14 protein-coding genes are annotated in these 14,433 nt (G+C 44.8%); 9 read left to right on the plus strand and 5 right to left on the minus strand.

Annotated elements, in window-relative coordinates:
• The first annotated feature begins 77 nt into the window (after positions 1-77).
• The 7 genes from uvrB to VX941_10335 all read left to right on the plus strand — a co-directional run bounded on the left by uvrB (position 78) and on the right by VX941_10335 (position 8,646).
• Positions 78-2,264, plus strand: a complete 2,187-nt coding sequence (gene uvrB / locus VX941_10305) for an excinuclease ABC subunit UvrB (GenBank protein ID MEE2933794.1) — start codon at positions 78-80, stop codon at positions 2,262-2,264.
• A 131-nt stretch (positions 2,265-2,395) separates the two neighbouring features.
• Complete coding sequence (locus tag VX941_10310) at positions 2,396-3,544, plus strand: mandelate racemase/muconate lactonizing enzyme family protein (protein MEE2933795.1); 1,149 nt, start codon at positions 2,396-2,398, stop codon at positions 3,542-3,544.
• 19 nt (positions 3,545-3,563) lie between these two features.
• Entirely contained in the window at positions 3,564-4,721 is a 1,158-nt protein-coding gene (locus tag VX941_10315; protein MEE2933796.1) for a mandelate racemase/muconate lactonizing enzyme family protein, read from the plus strand.
• Positions 4,722-5,397: 676 nt separating this feature from the next.
• Positions 5,398-7,317, plus strand: a complete 1,920-nt coding sequence (uvrC, locus tag VX941_10320) for an excinuclease ABC subunit UvrC (GenBank protein ID MEE2933797.1) — start codon at positions 5,398-5,400, stop codon at positions 7,315-7,317.
• Positions 7,318-7,343: 26 nt separating this feature from the next.
• Positions 7,344-7,916 (plus strand): CDP-diacylglycerol--glycerol-3-phosphate 3-phosphatidyltransferase, encoded by a 573-nt coding sequence (pgsA, locus tag VX941_10325; protein MEE2933798.1) that lies wholly within the window; start codon positions 7,344-7,346, stop codon positions 7,914-7,916.
• A gap of 18 nt (positions 7,917-7,934) precedes the next feature.
• On the plus strand, positions 7,935-8,186 hold the full coding sequence (gene moaD, locus VX941_10330; protein MEE2933799.1) for a molybdopterin converting factor subunit 1: 252 nt from the start codon (positions 7,935-7,937) through the stop codon (positions 8,184-8,186).
• Between the two features lies 1 nt (position 8,187).
• Positions 8,188-8,646 (plus strand): molybdenum cofactor biosynthesis protein MoaE, encoded by a 459-nt coding sequence (locus VX941_10335; protein ID MEE2933800.1) that lies wholly within the window; start codon positions 8,188-8,190, stop codon positions 8,644-8,646.
• 7 nt (positions 8,647-8,653) lie between these two features.
• Here VX941_10335 and VX941_10340 read toward each other — a convergent pair whose 3' ends face one another.
• Entirely contained in the window at positions 8,654-9,556 is a 903-nt protein-coding gene (locus tag VX941_10340; protein ID MEE2933801.1) for a branched-chain amino acid aminotransferase, read from the minus strand.
• A gap of 190 nt (positions 9,557-9,746) precedes the next feature.
• On the opposite strand from VX941_10340, the gene VX941_10345 reads away from it, so the two are divergent.
• Positions 9,747-10,445 (plus strand): response regulator transcription factor, encoded by a 699-nt coding sequence (locus VX941_10345; GenBank protein ID MEE2933802.1) that lies wholly within the window; start codon positions 9,747-9,749, stop codon positions 10,443-10,445.
• Between the two features lie 100 nt (positions 10,446-10,545).
• Entirely contained in the window at positions 10,546-11,808 is a 1,263-nt protein-coding gene (locus tag VX941_10350) for an ATP-binding protein (protein ID MEE2933803.1), read from the plus strand.
• A 24-nt stretch (positions 11,809-11,832) separates the two neighbouring features.
• Here the strand turns inward: VX941_10350 and VX941_10355 are convergent, their stop codons facing one another.
• The 4 genes from VX941_10355 to VX941_10370 form a co-directional block, all read right to left on the minus strand.
• Entirely contained in the window at positions 11,833-12,453 is a 621-nt protein-coding gene (locus tag VX941_10355; protein ID MEE2933804.1) for a hypothetical protein, read from the minus strand.
• A 32-nt stretch (positions 12,454-12,485) separates the two neighbouring features.
• Positions 12,486-13,310: a pyrroline-5-carboxylate reductase gene (proC, locus tag VX941_10360; GenBank protein ID MEE2933805.1), complete on the minus strand. Its 825-nt coding sequence runs from the start codon at positions 13,308-13,310 to the stop codon at positions 12,486-12,488.
• A gap of 25 nt (positions 13,311-13,335) precedes the next feature.
• Positions 13,336-13,839, minus strand: a complete 504-nt coding sequence (locus VX941_10365; protein MEE2933806.1) for a YbjN domain-containing protein — start codon at positions 13,837-13,839, stop codon at positions 13,336-13,338.
• Positions 13,840-14,041: 202 nt separating this feature from the next.
• Entirely contained in the window at positions 14,042-14,338 is a 297-nt protein-coding gene (locus VX941_10370; GenBank protein MEE2933807.1) for an accessory factor UbiK family protein, read from the minus strand.
• Between the last annotated feature and the right edge of the window lie 95 nt (positions 14,339-14,433).

Here is a 14,433-nt window from a genome sequence, read left to right on the forward strand (position 1 = left end):
GTGAACGGTAATCAAAGTTCTATGCGTAAAAATGTTGAGAATCGTAATTCATTTTTTAGGGGCCTTATGAAGTAGGGATGGGCGAAGATATTGAGAATATTCGAAAATCGGGTGATTTTTTGGTCTCGTGGCATCCAGAAAAACGCTACAAACGCCCGTTGTCCGAAGGCGGCATTCCATTTGCATTGAAGAGTGATTTCAAGCCTGCAGGTGATCAGCCGGACGCGATTAACGAATTGGCATCTGGTTTGAGGGCTGGTGAGCGCGATCAAGTTTTGCTTGGTGTAACCGGCTCCGGGAAAACCTTTACCGTTGCACAAGTAATACAGGAGTTACAGCGGCCCGCCATAATGCTGGCCCCAAATAAGACGCTGGCAGCTCAACTTTATGGTGAGATGAAAGGATTTTTCCCCGATAATGCGGTTGAATATTTTGTCTCCTACTATGATTACTATCAGCCGGAAGCATATGTCCCGCGTTCGGATACATATATTGAGAAGGATGCATCAATTAACGAACAAATTGATCGTATGCGCCACGCAGCAACTCGTGCTCTTTTGGAGCGAGACGATGTAATTATAGTTGCATCAGTGTCATGTATTTACGGCATCGGCTCGGTGGAGAGCTATTCGGAGATGGTCGTATCGTTGCAAGTTAGCCAACACATCAATCCTCGTGACTTATTGAAAGAGTTTGTGGCACTGCAATACCGACGTAATGATGGAAATTTCCACAGAGGCACTTTCCGTGTTCGAGGTGATACGATTGAGATTTTTCCGGCTCATTATGAAGATCGTGCTTGGCGTATTGGTTTTTTTGGTGATGAAATAGAAAGTATCCACGAATTTGATCCGCTGACCGGAGAGAAGATTAATACGCTAGAAAAGGTTCGGATATATGCAAACAGTCATTACGTGACGCCAAAGCCTACCTTGAGTCAAGCCATGAAGGGTATTAAAAACGAGCTTCAGGGCCGCCTGGACCAGCTGCACGGATTATCAAAGCTTTTAGAAGCACAAAGACTCGAGCAACGCACAATCTTTGATCTTGAAATGATAGAAGCAACTGGGTCCTGTGCGGGAATTGAAAATTATTCGCGTTATTTGACAGGTAGAAATCCTGGAGAGCCTCCCCCAACACTTTTTGAGTATATACCCGACAATGCAATATTAATTGTAGATGAGTGTCATGTCACAGTACCTCAAGTAGGGGGAATGTTTCGTGGTGATTATAATCGAAAATCTACTCTTGCTGAATATGGCTTCCGTTTGCCCTCTTGCGTTGATAATCGGCCCTTAAAATTTGAAGAATGGGACGCTATGCGCCCCCAAACAATTTTCGTCTCCGCTACCCCTAGCCCGTGGGAATTAGAGCGCACGGATGGTGTGATAATCGAACAGGTGGTGCGGCCGACCGGTTTGATTGATCCAGTCTGCATTGTCCGCCCCATCCAAAGGCAGGTTGATGATCTACTTGCTGAATGCAGAGGTTGCGCTGAACGGAACCAGCGTGTCTTGGTAACGACCCTAACAAAAAGGATGGCAGAAGATCTTACTGAATATATGACCGAAGCAGGCCTCAAAGTCAGGTATCTCCATTCCGATGTTGATACCCTTGAGAGGATCGAGATTATCCGTGACCTTCGGCTCGGAATTTTTGACATACTTATTGGTATAAATCTTTTGCGGGAAGGATTAGACATTCCAGAATGCGCTCTGGTCGCAATTTTGGACGCAGATAAGGAAGGTTTTTTAAGATCTCGTACGTCGCTTGTGCAGACAATTGGTCGTGCCGCTCGTAATATTGACGGCCGCGTGATCCTTTATGCTGATACCATTACTAATTCGCTGGAGTCTGCCATTAGTGAAACAAACCGGCGCCGCAAGAAGCAAGAAGCATATAATAAAAAATATGGTATTACACCGGAGAGTGTGCGGAAAGAGATCGGCGACATTCTAGATAGTGTTTATGAAAAAGATCACTTGACCGTAGATACGGGCGACCCGGAACACGCTCATCTGATCGGGATGGATTTAAAAGGCTATATCAGCGAACTTGAGAATAGAATGCAGGCTTTCGCAGCGGATCTGGAATTTGAAAAGGCGGCACAGCTGCGGGATGAGATCTCTAGGCTTGAGGCTTACGATCTCGATATGCCAGCCGATACACTGCCCATAGATCCAAATATTGCTGCTGAAATTAAATCTGTCTCGCGCGATATTTTGCCCAAGAGCCGAAAGCGCCAAAAAAAGCGCCGAAACTAATCCTCTCGTGATTCAAAAAACCAGCTATCTCACAGAATTCATCAATTGGATATTAGGCACCGCCAAGCAATGACCTCGTGTGTGGAGATACAGGTCGTTATATTCGACATTAAACCCTATGGGAGGCCGACATGAAAATTACTAAAGTTAAAACCCATCCACTTTTTGCCCCAATCAGAGAACCTTATTGGACGGCGCAAGAGGCGAGCAACGGAGTGCGCGCGATAATCACTGAGATTGAAACAGATCAGGGCATTACTGGCTACTCGAAAATACAGGGGACACCTCAAAAGGATATTTGTAAGTTTATCGAACAATTTATTGAGTTGATTAAAGGTTGGGATCCCCTTGAGTCAACGGTCATCTGGGAATACCTCTTTAAATTAGCCTGTCCTCGACCGCGTGCGCCGTACCAAGAGGATGGCTTGCCGGATCCTTTGCCGCGCTCAGCTCGTCCACAAATAACGGCCGCAATAGCTGCAATAGATATCGCGCTTTGGGATATCAAAGGTAAGGAAGCAGGTATGCCTGTCTGGAAAATACTTGGTGGGTCGAAGTCCCCAATTCTTAGCTATTCTACTGGTGGTTATTTCAGACAGGGGCGAGAAAGGCTTTCCGTCGTTGACGAATTTTCTGGTTTCGTTGCGAAAGGTTATAAAGCAGTAAAGTGCAAAATGGGTTTCGAAACGATGGAAGATGATCTAGAGCGGATTGCTGCTGTGCGCAATGTTATTGGCCCAAATGTTCAGCTTATGCTTGACATGAATGCTTGCTATGATTTGCGCACCTGCATTGAGTTTGGAAAACGTGTTGCTGAGAATAACATAACATGGATTGAGGAACCCCTTCATTGGTATCTTCAGCCGCGCGACTACAAGAAGCTTGCAACCTCTGTTCCCATTAAATTAGCTCATGGAGAACGTGAGATGACACGATTTACAATTCGTGACTTTGTTGATGGAGGAGGTGTAACGTTTGTGCAGTTTGACTCAACTCGTTATTCGGGCTTGACTGAATGTTTAAGAATAGCTCAAATTTGTGAACAATATGGGGTTTATATAGTTCCTCATCACGCCGCTGAGTTACATGCCCATGTGGTTTCTGCATTTCCATCAGCCTCATTCATGTTGGAGACACACGGAGATCCCGAACGAGATCCTATATGGCATTACCTTTTTCGTGAACGAGCAGAGGTGGTAGATTCATATGTCTATTTAAATGACAGACCTGGTCTTGGTATTGAGTTTGATTGGGCTTTTGCAAAATCAATCGCAGCTTAAGTTTAGGGGGGTAGTCGGCATGAAAATCACTGAAGTTATTACACATCCAATGAAAGTTAATCTCAAACAGGCGAGTTGGACTGCGCATGAGATAAGTGCATCGGCGGCATTGACACTTTTTGAAGTACATACTGATGAAGGCATTGTTGGTTACGGTGAAGTTCAAGGAGGACCTCAGAATGTGATCTGCGAATTAGCGCGGCAGTTCAAGGAATGTATTCTAGGTATGGACCCACTCGGGCATATTGAGATTTGGGAAAAGCTTTTCTCTGCGACCTCACCAAGACCTGGAGGTCTTGGCTCATGGGATGGACTGCCGGCGCCCCTTCCTCGAGAGCGGCGGCCACAGGCAATGGCGGCGATTGGTGGTATAGACATTGCGTTGTGGGATATAAAAGGTAAATTCGCAAACCAACCAGTCTTCAAGCTGTTAGGAGGTACCCGTACAAAGGTATTCACATATTCTACTGGCGGATATTATGTTGAAGGTGAATCTTTAGGCGCTTGTGCAAAAGAATTCGCCGGATTTGTGGAGAAAGGATATCGTGCGGTTAAACTCAAGACCGGCGCTTTGGGGATTAAAAGGGAACTGGAACGCATTCGTGCGGTACGGGAAGTGATAGGGCCTCAAACTAAACTAATGCTGGATATGAACGCACCGTATAATGTCCAAGATTGCATTGCATTCGCGAGGGCGGTGGAGCCATTTGATATTTACTGGTTAGAAGAGCCGTTGCACTGGTACCTTCAACCAGCTGACTACGTAAGATTAGCTGAGGCTTCACCAATACCGTTAGCACATGGTGAGCGTGAATGGAGTAGGTTTACTGTACGCGACTTTATAGATAGTGGAGCGCTAGGATACGTTCAGTTTGACTCCACTCGCTACGCTGGGTTTACCGAATCTTTGAGGGTAGCGCATTATGCAGAGCAAAATGGCGTTATAATTGCGCCACATACGGCTCCGCAAATACACGCACACTTGGTTGCGGCATTCGGAGAAGCCGCATTCGGTGCAGAATCGCATGGAGGGCATGACCGTCATCCGATTCAGCATAGGCTTTATTCTGAATGTGCCAAAGCCATGCCTGATGGCATGGTACATTTGAATGAAAAGCCGGGTTTTGGATTCGAAATTGATTTTGACTATGTCAAGTCGGTTTCTCTTAATAATTGAGAATAGGCTTTCCAAGCTAAAATAAAGTATAGATTTGCAAATTAATATGTCTTGACTAATGGCAGGCTGTAATATTGATGCTTATACGGCAAGTGGAATTCAAGCCTTTAAGTAGGAGAATCTATTTTGCAGTCAAAAGTATACTTGATACTTTAAAAAAGCTGGCCCGACTAAATTATGTATTTGAGGGTGCCTTGGTTGGATCTATTCAAAACTATTGACTTTTCCGGTTCAATTTTTAGGCGTCTTAACTGTATGATTGTACAAGTCCCTATCAAAGAAAGGCTTTTTCGGCTCAGTTTTTAGTTGGAAGTTGTACACAGCATCCTTTAACAACTACGACTCACGGTGTTTATTTTTTTTCAGTTAGGTATTAACGAAAATATTATTTCAAAAATGTCTTTTATTGATATAAAACAATGCCTTATTTTATTTGCCTAAATTTTGTGCAAAAATGCAGTTTGCAGGGGATTTCAATGCTTGGGTTGGTCGAGGACAGGATTTCAACAGAGTTATCCACATAATAGGCGCAAATGAAAAAAGTGCTTGCATTACTCGCACCACCAAGTTGCTAGGGTCGAAGGTGGCTGCCTGAAACTTTTAATTGTGGTCGCCCTAAAACTGTTCCGAAAATACTCAATAGGAAGCCGGAGGAATGAGCGCCAGCAAAATACAAATGCAAAAACAAAAAACAGTTGTGGGGCAGTCTATAAATTTAGCGCGTGGTGTTGAGGTAATTAAGGCAAACTTAGCAACATTGCCAGGAAAGCCTGGTGTTTATCGTATGCAAGACCCAAATGGTGACGCACTCTATGTGGGTAAGGCCCGTAACCTAAAAAAGCGAGTGGCGGCTTACACTAAACCTATGCGCATGCCCACAAGAATTCAGCGCATGGTGGCCGCAACTGTTTCTATGGAATTCATCACTACACATACCGAAGCTGAGGCGTTGTTATTGGAGTCCAATCTGATAAAGAAGTTGAGACCGCGTTACAATGTACTGCTCAAGGATGACAAGTCTTTTCCATATATTTTGATAACTGGTGAGCATGATTTTGCGCGGGTAGTTAAGCATCGTGGGGCCCGAAAAAGAAACAATGATCGGGCTGGTCGGTATTTTGGTCCATTTGCCTCTGCAGGCTCTGTTAATAGGACAATTTCAGCGCTCCAACGTGCATTTTTATTACGCAATTGTTCGGATCATATTTTCTCTACGCGCACTAGACCGTGTCTCCAGTATCAGATTAAGCGGTGTGCTGCACCCTGTGTTGGCAAAATTAATAAAGAGGAATATGCGGCGTTAGTGGATCAGGCTTATGATTTTCTGTCTGGGCGTTCGCATCGTGTTCAGCAAGCTCTAGGTGAGCGAATGCAAGCGGCCAGCGATGCTCGTGACTTCGAGAGGGCCGCCCAAATTCGTGACCGTATTCGCGCTCTGAGTCGGATTCAGGCTCATCAAGATATAAATATTTCTGGTCTTGGTGACGTCGATGTAATAGCAGTTGCACAAGAGAGTGGACATTGTTGCATACAAATATTCTTTTTCCGAGGTGGCCGCAACTACGGTAACAGGGCATATTTCCCAAGCCACGACCGTAACGACCGACCAGAGAAGGTCTTGGCCGCATTCTTAGGACAATTTTATGAACAAAGTCCGGCACCGAAGTCGATTGTACTTGGTATTGAAGCGCCAGAACAGAAATTGATCGCTGAGGCAATTTCTTTGAGAGCCGGCCACAAGGTCAGTATCCGGACTGCAAGCCGAGGAAGGAGAAAGAAGCTTGTTGAGCATGCGTTTACAAACGCTTGTAACGCACTTGCTAGGCGTTTAGCCGAGCAGGAATCACAAATCAGGCTTCTCAAAGAGTTAGGTCAAAGACTTGGTTTGGAAGGACGGCTAGATAGAGTAGAGGTATACGATAATAGTCACATACAAGGTGACAACGCCGTTGGCGGCATGGTCGTTGCCGGTCCGTCTGGATTTATCAAAAATGCATATCGCAAATTTAATATTCGTTCAAAAAATGCTGCTACAAGTCGCTCAAAAAGAAGTCGTGGTGGAGACGATTATGAAATGATGCGAGAAGTACTGAAACGTAGGTTCTCGCGCGTCCTAAAAGATGACCCGGAAAGACGGTCAGGGCAGTGGCCTGATTTGGTCATTCTAGATGGGGGGAAGGGTCAATTGTCAGCTGCGAAAGACGTTCTCGGCGAATTAGACATTCAAGATGTGCCTCTTCTTGCAATCTCTAAAGGACCTGATCGACATGCTGGACGAGAACAGTTTCACATGCTTGGAAAAGCTTCATTTATCATGCCGTCTCGCGATCCATTGTTGCATTATTGCCAGCGGCTTCGTGATGAAGCTCATCGTTTTGCCATTGGGGCACACCGGACTCGACGTAAAAATTCTATCGCAATGTCCCCACTGGATGAGATCGCTGGTATTGGGGCAAAACGGAAAAAATCCCTGCTGATGCGATTTGGATCTTCTAGGGGTGTTTCAGAGGCTGGTTTGTCGGACCTTAAGGCAGTCGAAGGCATAAGTGGGCATGTTGCAAAGAAAATTTATGATTATTTTCATGACGATGTTTAAGGTAGACTGAGGTAGGAGATTATTTGATGTTTACCAATTTGCCCAATTTGCTAACTGTCTCGCGCATTTTTGTTATCGTGCCGTTGATAGCATTGCTGTATGCGGAAGGGCATGTTTTGCGCTGGATTGCGCTGGGATTATTTACGTTGGCTTGTTTAACGGATTTCTTTGATGGCTATATCGCACGTTCAATGAACCAAATATCAAATTTTGGCCGATTTTTGGATCCCGTGGCGGATAAACTTCTGGTCGTCGCAGTCGCCTTAATGCTTGTTGCCGATGGTCGTATTGACGGCTTTGTTGTGTTGGCAGCTTTGGTAATTATGATGAGGGAAATACTAGTTTCTGGTTTGCGAGAATACTTAGCTGAGTTGAAGGTTCGGCTTCCAGTTTCAAGTCTTGCAAAATGGAAGACTGTGATACAAATGATTGCGCTTGGGCATCTCATTATCCATGATGCAGGGCCTGCTGCTTATCCTACGATTTTAGTTGGAGAGACGGGACTCTGGAGTGCTGCTGTGTTTACCTTAATAACGGGTTATGACTATCTCAGTGCTTCCCGAAGGCACCTGAAAGACGTGGGCTCAAGTAATTCTTAGCGCAATGGATGATTTACCATGAAATTACTTTATTTTGCATGGGTTCGGCAACAAACGGGGGTTAACGAAGAGTACGTTACTCCTCCTCATGATGTTAATAATGTAGGTAAGTTAATTGATTGGCTGCGCCAGCGTGGGCCACAATACGCCCGAGCATTTGAAGACGTCGCTGCACTCAGGGTGGCTATTAACCACGAAATCGTCGATTTTGATGCTAAACTTAGCGAGGACGATGAAGTCGCACTTTTTCCCCCGGTCACAGGGGGGTAAAATGACTGTGCGTGTGCAAGAACATGATTTTGACGTTAATGCCGAGTTGGCTGGTCTCACGGTCGGACAGCACAATGTAGGGGGCTTGGTTAGTTTCATTGGCTTGGTACGTGATTTTGGTGATCTAGATTCAGTGGCTTCAATGACATTGGAGCATTATCCCGGTATGACAGAGAAAATATTGGGCAAGATAGCCTCTGAGGCGGTGGAACGCTGGAACTTATCTTCAAGTCTGATCATTCACCGCTACGGGTATTTGGAGCCTGGCGACAGGATAGTATTAGTAGCTGCTGCGAGTGAGCACAGAGTATCGGCATTCAATGCTTGTGAGTTTCTTGTTGATTGGCTCAAAACAAAAGCACCATTCTGGAAGCTCGAAGAGGGGAACGGAAATGCCAAGTGGGTTAAGGCGCGCATGGATGACAATGCAGCATCTGCCCGCTGGTCAGTGAAAAAGTGAAATAGGACTATGCAGCATTCAGTGTCACAGGGACTTCACGACGCACTTCTTCATCATAAGCTTCTAGTAGTGTTCGTGTAATTTTAGCTGGCGCAAAACTATACTGGCCTATTTCCTTCACTGGGGTCACTTCTACCGCACTTCCTGTCAGAAAGACCTCACTTGCATCGGCTAGTTCCTCTGGCTTGATGTGGCGTTCAATGACCTCATATCCGAATTTTTTTGCAAGAGCGATGACGGTTCGTCTCGTAATACCGTTAAGAAAACAGTCCGGCTTCGGCGTATGCAACTTCCCATTAATAACAAGGAATATATTGGCACCCGTTGCCTCCGCAATATAACCCCGATAGTCCAACATTAAAGCATCATTATAACCTTTTGCTTCTGCCGCATGTTTTGAGAGAGTGCAAATCATATAGAGACCGGTAGCCTTGGTGTCCGCGGGGATTGTTTCTGGATCTGGCCGTTTCCATTTTGACCATTGCATTCTAATGCCTTCCATTCGGGCATCTGATGAAAAATATGCTGGCCACTCCCAAACAGCGACTGCAACGTGTATCTTCGTGGCTTGAGCAGAGACTCCCATTAACTCCGACCCTCGCCACGCAATGGGGCGAACATAACCGTCTTTGATGCCGTGGTCAGCTACTACCGCATTGCACGCATCATTGATTTCTGCCGCAGAATACGGCATTTCCATGTCAAGTTGGCGCGCACTATAAAAAAGACGCTCAGTATGTTCATGTAGTTTAAAAATGCGGCCCTCATAAATTCGTTCGCCTTCAAAGACCGCTGATGCGTAATGAAGAGCATGCGTCAAAACATGAACCGTAGCATCCTTCCAAGGTACCAACGCACCATCAAACCAGATTCGTCCTGGGCGATCATCGAAAGGTTGGTTAAAAGTCATTTTATATCTCCCGTGGGTTTTCGAGCTATTCTACGGCTTTTCTTCAAACACATAGCCAAAAGCTATGGGCAGAACGTCGTTCTTAACCTTTATTTTACACATTACTTAAGGATTATCATTTCGTATTTAAAAAAAATGTGACGCGATGGTAAACACCTTCAATGTTAAAAAAACTGGTATACTTATATCTATGCACTTAGATCCCGCACATATTCTTGTGGTAGACGATGATACACGACTACGCAATTTGTTAAAAAAATTCCTAAATGACAATGGTTATCGGGTAACCACCGCTCATGACGCCGAATCGGCAAAAGATGTTCAAAGGTCAATTCAATTCGACCTAATGGTACTTGATCGCATGATGCCTGGCCTTGATGGACTAAGTTTAGCACGTGAATTTAATAAAAGAAATGTGGTGCCGATATTAATGCTTACCGCAATGGGCGAAATTAAAGACAGAATTGAAGGTCTCGAGGCCGGCGTTGAGGATTACATCTCTAAGCCATTTGAGCCGCGTGAACTTCTTTTGCGGATAAGGACTATCTTGCGACGGACCCAATCGCATAAACCGGATATTGAGGACGAAATACCGTCGAGTGTGATGCTTGGTGCATTCTGTTTTGAGCCTAAACGAGCCTTGTTAAGTGGTACAGATGGCTTGATTAAACTAACTTCTGCCGAAGCAAGTTTGTTAACTGCATTAGCTATTCGACCCGGTGTGGTCCTAACGCGATTAGAATTAACGGAGGAGTGTGATATCGAAGGTGGAGAACGTAGCGTTGATGTTCAAGTGACCCGTCTTCGCCGGAAATTTGAGAAGGATCCAAAAACACCTCGCTACTTGCAGACGGTGCGAGGTCGTGGCTATGTGTTAAGGCCGGACTGAAAACATGCGAAATATTCCTATATTAAACTTCATCTTTCGTATCAGGCCATTTTTCTTTCTAAAGCGGTTTCTACCTAAAACCCTACTGGGCCGTTCTCTAATGATCATTGTCACTCCTCTGATTATATTACAGGTGGTGTCCGCAATAATCTTTTTTGATAGGCATTGGGAGACTGTCACGCGGCGTCTAACGAGTGCCATTGCTGGCGAGATCGGTTTCGTGATTGAAAAATTAAATTGGGATTTCCAAGGCGATAATAAAGATGAGATCTTTTATCAATCACGTCGTCATTTCTTATTAGATATGAAATTTCTTCCTTATCAAGAACTCCCCTCTGTAAATCAATCCCATTTGGGGATTCTTGATAAGGCACTTGCCAAGCAACTTACAGAACGGGTGCAGTTACCTTTTGTGATTGATACTTCCTCTTTTAAAGAGAGAGTATTAATACATTTGCAAATGCCAAATGGCGTGTTGGAGGTTACAGCTCCTGGTGAGAGGGTTTTTAGCGATACCACTTACATTTTTATACTTTGGATGGTTGGAACATCTGTTATTTTACTTGGTGTGGCTGCAGTTTTCATGCGCAATCAAGTAAAGCCCATTCGCAGACTTGCGGCAGCGGCAGATGAATTTGGCAAGGGCCGCGAGATCAGTTCAGATATCAATATTGCAGGAGCAACTGAGGTACGGCAAGCAGGAATTGCCTTTAATTTGATGCGAGGGAGACTTCGCCGTCAAATGCGTCAGCGTACAGATATGTTGTCTGGGGTAAGTCACGATTTGCGGACACCCTTGACCCGAATGAAACTCCAGCTCGAGATGATGGCAGGGGCGAGTGGCATAGAGGATCTCAAGTCAGATATTACAGAAATGGAGTTAATGATAGATGGTTATCTCGCCTTTGCACGAGGAGAAGGTGATGAAATTGCTGAGCCCGTGGAGATCTCAGCTTTCGTAGAGGCTGTAGTTGCGGATTGGAAACGCAACGGTATAGCGATAGACTGCCACGTAGAAGGTAAATTTGAATTACCCATAAAGCGTGAGGCATTAAGGCGTTGTTTGAATAATTTGATTGCTAACGCGTGTCGCTATGGTGAACACGTGTGGGCTTTGACTGGCAAACGGCAGGGAATGATCGAAATCACAATCGATGATGATGGGCCTGGTATTCCAGAGGCTGATCGTGGCGACGTGTTTCGCCCATTCCATAGATTAGATCAGTCACGTAATTCAAAGACTGGAGGGACTGGTTTGGGGCTTGCGATAGCAGAAGATATTGTTCGTGCCCATGGGGGAGATATTTCTCTGACAGATTCACCTCGAGGGGGTCTTAGAGCTAAATTACGTATTCCGCAATAAGTTTAAGGGGACGGACGTCTAGACTTAGGCCTTTGCCATAGGGTTTGGTTTGAAAGACAAAGGCGCTTTAAATCGATTAAGGAAGCTCTTTCCGCGCCGCAAATTTTTGTCGAGGGTAGCCATGGTCAGGCTCTGATCTGGGTTGTCATCAGTAAGCCAAGTGCGAAAAGTAGACAACCATATAATTAAAAGCCCATGGGTTTCGGCTACACCAGCTAGGCCAGTTGTCGAATGTCCTGAGGCGTTGAGCATTCGTGACATTGACAGCAGAAGTGTCGGGCCGTTCGCCAACACACTGAACGGGTCCAAAGTTAGGTCACGGCTAATTCGGGCTAAGGCTGGCTTGTATTCCTGCATTGTCTCAAGGCGGAGCATGAGCATTTCAAAAATTCGATCTCGGGTCGTATCTTGTTCAGTGAATTGTATTTCCTCGGCTAGGACTAACGAATCAATGTAGTGTTCAAAAGTTGAAAGTATGACTGCCTTAGCAGGGCAATGGGCGCGAACAAGCATTGGGCTCATTGATGTCTTCTCGGCAACTGCATGAGCAAGCTGTGAGAGTGAAAATGCTCTCCAACCATTTTCGAGAGCTAAATCAAATGCAGTCTCAATAATAACTTTATCTAAGTTTTTTGCTATAGTCATACTCTTATAATACCGTAAGGTGTAGGAAAGTCCTAGTCCGCTAATTCCCTGCTTCGGCGCGTAGCAGCAGAAACTGCGTTTGAAATTAATTGTTTCAGTCCGTTGTTATTCGCTGTTAGTACCTGTAGTGCCTCAAAAGTGGTTCCGCCCGGACTGGTTACATTCTGTCTCAATTGTTCTGGGGTTTCCGAGCTCTCTGAAGCAAGCATACCCGCTCCGGAAACCGTTTTAAGGGCTAACGCTCTGGCTAACTGTAGGGGTAGGCCATTTTCCACTCCAGCTTGTGTGAGACACTCGATCATGAAAAACACATAGGCCGGCCCACTACCAGATATAGCAGTAACGGGGTCGAGCAGGTTCTCATCGGAGATGAAAATTACTTCGCCAATTGTTTCTAATAGCAGCTTCGCAGATTCCAATTGAGAATCGGTTATTGCTGAATTTGGGCATGCAACAGTGATTGCTTGTTGAATTAAAGCTGGCGTGTTGGGCATAGCCCGGACAATTGGAGCACTTGATCCTAAAATACCTTCAAAAAATTTGATAGTAGTGCCTGCAGCTATAGAAATGAAAAATGCACCGCTTTCTACAAACCGCAAATAATAGGGTACGACTTTTTCCATTTGTTGTGGTTTAACTGCAAAGATGATGATACTTGGCTCCAAGTTTGACGGCAATTCCTTTGCTTCCTTAAAAACAGAAATACCATCTCTGCAGGCCTGTGCAGGGATACCAACTGGGTCAACAACCTTGATACAAGCGCTTGATTGGATCTGGGGAAGCAATCCCGAAAGTATTGCAGAACCCATTTTTCCACATCCCACTAAAATTAATGGATGCTGTGTTTCAATGTTCATATTTTATACTCGTAAGTTTTTAGATCTAGGCCTCGCCGACTGTCTCCATCATAGCAGATGCCATTGCGTCTTTGGGAGTTCGCCCGGCCCAAACCACGAATTGTAAAGCCGGATAAAAGCGTTCACACTCCATTAAGGCTATGTCAACTAGATCCTCCAATTGTTCAATTGACACGGTGTTGCGTCCACGTGCTAGCATTGTGTAACGATATACGGGGAGGCCATCCTCTGAGCCAACTTCAAAATGCCCTAGCCACAGTTTTTCATTAACTAGCCCTGTAAGTTCGATTACTGCGAGGCGTTTTTCTTCAATGACTCTAGATTCGAATACCGAGGTAAAATAAAGGGCGCTCAAATCTTCGCGCCATACAAAAAATAATCTATAGTTACACCAACAACCGCTCGTTTCTACGACTAATTCATCTTCACTTGCTCTCTCGTATGGCCATTCATTAGCCATAACTAACTCTTCTAACAAATCTAAGGGATTGAATCTCCTCTCAGAAAATTCCTCAGATATTAGGGACATACGCTCCTGCCTCCAGACCGCCTTAGATTGATCACAACGAAAATATTTTTATGCCAAACGTACTGTGTAAAAAAATCGCAAAGATACATAAGATGCCCAGATATAGTGTCTAATAGACAATCTAATACTATTGGTAGACTGCACTATCTGAATTATCTATTGCAATAGGAGAATTAGCTTTTGACCAATTAGACGTGGATAACTATTTCTTTGAAGGTCTTTTGGAGCGCTTAACACCTTTTTTAGAATGGTTCTTATTAAGAGATGTTTCTAGTTCAGCAACTCTTTCTTCCAATAACTCTTGCTCGGCCCGCGCCCGGGATGCAACCGCTTTAACCGCTTCGAATTCATCACGAGGTACCAGATCCATATCCGCCAAAATGCGCTCTAAACGCTGTTTGATCATGCTCTCCAACTCAGTACGAATATTTATCAGCGTTGAGGTGGCACCACTAGCCACACGCGCAATGTCATCGAAAAATCTATTTTCTGTCTGCATGACAACCTTTCTAACCAAATCGTACGTATAAATATAAGCGAATCTGAAAACTGTTTCAATCATTCAGCTTGTATTGTTTATGGTGCTTGCAGGAA

Source organism: Pseudomonadota bacterium (assembly GCA_036339585.1).
Taxonomy (GTDB): Bacteria; Pseudomonadota; Alphaproteobacteria; order UBA8366; family UBA8366; genus UBA8366.